Below are 4,184 nucleotides of genomic sequence, written 5' to 3' on the forward strand. Positions count from 1 at the left end.
TCCATCGCTCCATCGCGATGGAATCACAAACCCAGCCTTACAGCCAGAGGTATTTCAGGGTGTCCATCTGGGGCTATCAGAAGCGCAAGGACTCCAACGAGTTCGGCGCCATCATCGGCACGATCAAGGCGCATCTCAGTTTTCTCAATGACCCGACGCTCTGCGCCGCGCTTGAAAATCCCGATTTCTCGTTGAAGGACCTCACCAACGATCAGGTCACGTCGCTGTTCGTGATGGTGCCGCGCGATTTCATCGCTCAGTGGTCATCGGCGCTGCGCACGATCTTTCTCGTCGCGTCAAAGTACAAGGCCCGCGCCCCGCAGGCGCGGCGCATCACGATGCTGGTCGATGAAGCCGGGCGCATGGGCAACTTCGAGGCCTTGCTCGATGCCTTCGCGATCGGTCGCGGCGAAGGCACGCGCACTATCGCCCTGTTCCAGGATATCGGCCAGATCGCGCGCAACTATGGGCGCGATGCGATTTCCGGGTTCCTCGGTTCGGCGCAATGGCGCGCTTTCTTCGGCGTGCGTGACGACGATACCGCGCGGCTGATCTCGCACATGCTCGGCAACGAGACATTCTACTTCGACGACAAGCTCGCACAGGCCGAGGCCAGGCGTCAGCAGCAGCTTGTCCTGCACCGCTATATGCAAGGCGGCGATCCGTTCCGCGCCGCCGCTGACTTCGCCTATTTCAGTGAGGCCGCGCGCAACCAGAAGACCATGCCCCGCGCGCTGATGACCAGCGATGAGATCATCAACATGCCTGAGGATCGCATGATCAGCTTCATCTCAGGGCTGAACCTGCCGCCGATCTTCGCTCACAAATATCCTTACTACACCACCCGCAGCCTCAACGGGCTATGGCTGCCGAATCCGTACCACCCGCCGTTGGATCGAGTGCGGCTGCCGGGAATGTTCGGCGGTACGGTGCGCCGCGTGGTTACGAGGCCGGTGCCGGAGAAGTTGGCGCATTTTCCGCAGTATTCTGATGGAATGTTGGTGCGGATTACTTGATATACTGCGTGCGATGGGGCAGAGAGACGCGCTCTCAGTTTTTGGAGTGCCTGCAAGGCATTCCTGCCGTTCGCCCGAGATCATTCAATGGGAATGGATCGGCTACGGTTCGAGACCTAAATGCGTATTATCAGCTGCCTGAAAGCAGCCCAACAGGGAAAGCACCGAATTCGATCCCTTGGCTTGAACGCGACATGCTACAGAATTTACGCCGCAAACCCCATTCTGGTGCGCTCATAGACATCTGTGAAATCGGCATCCTCAAACCGATTATTACAACCATCGTTGCCGCAAACCACCCCATCAGATTGGGAAGCCGACGAGTTGTATGACGGTTCACCGAAACCAAACTCTGCTTCATAGAGTTGCACGGTTTCTTGAAACGTGCGACTCATCTCCTCCTTATCATCTTGACCTCTCAGACCGAAGTAAGGAAAATGATGCAGAAAATATCCGAGACAATGCTGCATGTCAGACGCATATCTTCGCGTGTCTAAGATGTGTGCGTGCCAGAATTCATCGATATCTTCATTTGGTACGAGAGTACGCGACGGGTACAGATAAGTAAGCGTTAGAAATCTCTTATAGAGAAGTTCGACACGCTCGAGTTTCGATATAGACCAACCCTTCTTCACCATCAGCTTATACTTGACGGCGGTCAAATTTAGGCCTGCAATCACCCTCACCGCATCTCGATTGTCGGTCACGAAAGCCTCCTCACATTTCAAACCCTCTATTTAGCACTTGTCAGCTCACCCGTGAAGGTCAGCGGGTCGTTCTTTCCGGTGCCTTTGGTAGTGACAGTGCACGTGATCCGCTTATGACGGAAACGCTGCTTCACTTCGAACCTATAGGTGTAGTCGATGGTGTCGCTGTCAATCCTACGCTCCCCATTTTGTCGAAAACTATCCACGACGCGTCGGAAACGCACCTCGTAGGTTTGACTAATAATTCTAAACTTTTTCGCAACGAGTCGAAAGTCACGCGAATCGTTATCAAGACGGTCGTAGCCCATGACGTTTTCCCGATCGCCGTATCGACCCTCGTAGTAAACTTGCCCGGTCAGTTCACCCGCCCCGAGGTAGAGCACCATGACGCAATTGAGTTCGCCGCTAGAGTGTTTGATCACACCGTGCCAACGGCCAGGGAAGAAGCCGCGCGTTCGAAGAGATCGTGAGAGAAATTTGACAAATGTGATCAGATTGAACGCCGCAGATATGGCAAACACCAACAATCCGATAAGTGCATGCCACCACTCGATGTTCATGATTCTCGCTACTGCCGCCTTCAGCCATTCATGGCCATTAAGACACGAAATCAAATAATTGTGAATATAAAAATTTTGTGCCTTGAATCCTAAAGTGCCTGTCAAGTTTACCCAAAAATCCGTCGACTTTTTGTTCTTTTTGTTTTCTAATTTCCTCAAATAGCCAATAGTGCGTCCATGCAAAGCCCGCCTTGAGCGGGCTTTTTCATGCCTATCCCCCAACCTGACGGGATCACGCGGCTATTTTTGCAACCCAATCAATATTCTAGCCGTGTTTGGCCAATTGGCCGGACGCGAACGAGGTTCCGCGCCATGCTTGTGCCCTACGACGACTTCTTCCGGGAGTTCTTCGAAGCTCGCGGCGTCGCGGAAGAGGAAGGCCGGGCATGGCTGCATATCATGGAATGCATGATGGACGAGTACGTCATCGAGGGGCTGGAAAACAGCTTGGGGGAAGATGAAGGTTTCGATTCCGATTCCATGCCGCCTGGCGTAGAATCGGGGTGTTCCGCAAAACCCAAGTTCAACAGCGCTGCCCGCGATGATGCAGCCGGAAAGAAGGAGACATGACCGACACGCACAATAACCAGCTCGCCGTCATCTACTGCCGGGTTTCCGATCCGAAGCAGAAGACCGATGGCCATGGCCTCGAAAGCCAGGAAACCACCTGCCGCGAATATGCCGCCCGTCACGGCTACGATGTGGTGCGCGTCTTCCATGACGACTTTACCGGAGCCCACTCCAATCGCCCGGCGATGAAGGAGATGCTCAAGTTTCTCCGCAGCCAGAAGCAGACCTACGTCGTCATCATCGACGATCTCTCCCGCCTTGCCCGCGATGTGGTCGCACACGCCCAGCTTCGCGAAGCGGTGAAGAAGGTCGGTGCGATCATGGCCTCGCCCTCGCACCAGTTCCGTGAGGACAGCGATGGCCGCTTCGTCGAGAACGTGCTGGCCAGCTCCTATCAGCACCAGCGCGAGAAGAACGCCGAGCAGACGCTCAAGCGCATGCGCGCGCGGTGCCTTGACGGTTACTGGGTGTTCCAGCAGCCGGTCGGCTACAAGTTTGCAGAGATCAACGACAGCCGGGGCAAGAACAAGATACTCGTGCGCAACGAGCCGCTGGCTTCGATCGTCGCGGAGGCACTGCAAGGCTACGCGACGGGTCGCTTTCAGACTCAGGCCGAAGTTATCCGTTTTCTCGAAGACCAGCCCGAGTTCCCGCGCAATTGGCGCGGACAGGTTCATCCCCAGCGCGTCTACGAATTGCTCAATCAGGTGCTCTATGCCGGGCATCTCGAAGTGCCGCGCTGGAATGTCTCGCTACGCCCGGCCCAGCACGAGGGACTGATCGACTACGAAACTTTTCAGAAGATTCAGACACGCCTCAGCGGCCTCGCCAAGGTTCCCGCCCGCAAGAACCTGGGCGAGGACTTCGCGCTGCGCGGCTTCGTCATTTGCGGTCAGTGCGAGACCCGGCTCACCAGCTACTGGGCCAAGGGTCGCCACAAGCATTACCCCTACTATCACTGCCCCAACAAGGAATGCCCCGACTACGGCAAGGCCGTCGCGCGCGACAAGATCGAAGGCGAGTTCGCTGACATCCTGCAATCCATGCGTCCATCGCACGACATGTTCGTCCTCGCCTACGAAACTTTCGGCAGATTGTGGGAGGCGCGCAGCAGCGACATCCAGACACGCAAGAAGGGATGGGAGACCGAGGTTCGCAAGATCGAGACCCAGATCGTCCAGCTCATCGACCGGGCCATGGAGGCCGAGAGCCAGCCCCTCGTCAAAGCCTACGAAGGCCGCATCCATGGCCTCGAATCCCGCAAGGCTGTAGCGCGACGATTACGGAGTCCGGTCGGCGTCAATTTTGATGGCCGATAGGTGGCCGCGCCG

General features: G+C 56.2%; 5 protein-coding genes. 3 read left to right on the forward strand and 2 right to left on the reverse strand.

Features of this window, described 5'->3' with window-relative positions:
- Positions 1 to 1,016, forward strand: a 1,016-nt coding sequence (locus PYV00_RS16655; RefSeq protein ID WP_275229435.1) for a type IV secretory system conjugative DNA transfer family protein, incomplete at its 5' end; no start/stop codon positions are given.
- Between the two features lie 206 nt (positions 1,017 to 1,222).
- Here the strand turns inward: PYV00_RS16655 and PYV00_RS16660 are convergent.
- On the reverse strand, positions 1,223 to 1,723 hold the full coding sequence (locus PYV00_RS16660) for a glycine-rich domain-containing protein (protein ID WP_275229436.1): 501 nt from the start codon (positions 1,721 to 1,723) through the stop codon (positions 1,223 to 1,225).
- A gap of 26 nt (positions 1,724 to 1,749) precedes the next feature.
- Entirely contained in the window at positions 1,750 to 2,466 is a 717-nt protein-coding gene (locus tag PYV00_RS16665; protein ID WP_275229437.1) for a hypothetical protein, read from the reverse strand.
- A 129-nt stretch (positions 2,467 to 2,595) separates the two neighbouring features.
- Here PYV00_RS16665 and PYV00_RS16670 point away from each other — a divergent pair, with 129 nt between their 5' ends.
- Together PYV00_RS16670 and PYV00_RS16675 are read left to right on the forward strand one after the other, a co-directional pair.
- Entirely contained in the window at positions 2,596 to 2,853 is a 258-nt protein-coding gene (locus PYV00_RS16670) for a hypothetical protein (protein WP_275229438.1), read from the forward strand.
- Complete coding sequence (locus PYV00_RS16675) at positions 2,850 to 4,172, forward strand: recombinase family protein (protein ID WP_275229439.1); 1,323 nt, start codon at positions 2,850 to 2,852, stop codon at positions 4,170 to 4,172. Before PYV00_RS16670 ends, PYV00_RS16675 begins: the two co-directional genes overlap by 4 nt.
- The last annotated feature ends 12 nt before the right edge of the window (positions 4,173 to 4,184 follow it).

It is taken from the genome of Novosphingobium album (ex Liu et al. 2023) (assembly GCF_029076845.1).
GTDB lineage: Bacteria > Pseudomonadota > Alphaproteobacteria > Sphingomonadales > Sphingomonadaceae > Novosphingobium.

Coding starts and splice junctions, on each gene's coding strand:
- PYV00_RS16670 (WP_275229438.1), top strand. CDS start 2,596: ATGCTTGTGCCCTACGACGACTTCTTCCGGGAGTTCTTCGAAGCTCGC.
- PYV00_RS16675 (WP_275229439.1), top strand. CDS start 2,850: ATGACCGACACGCACAATAACCAGCTCGCCGTCATCTACTGCCGGGTT.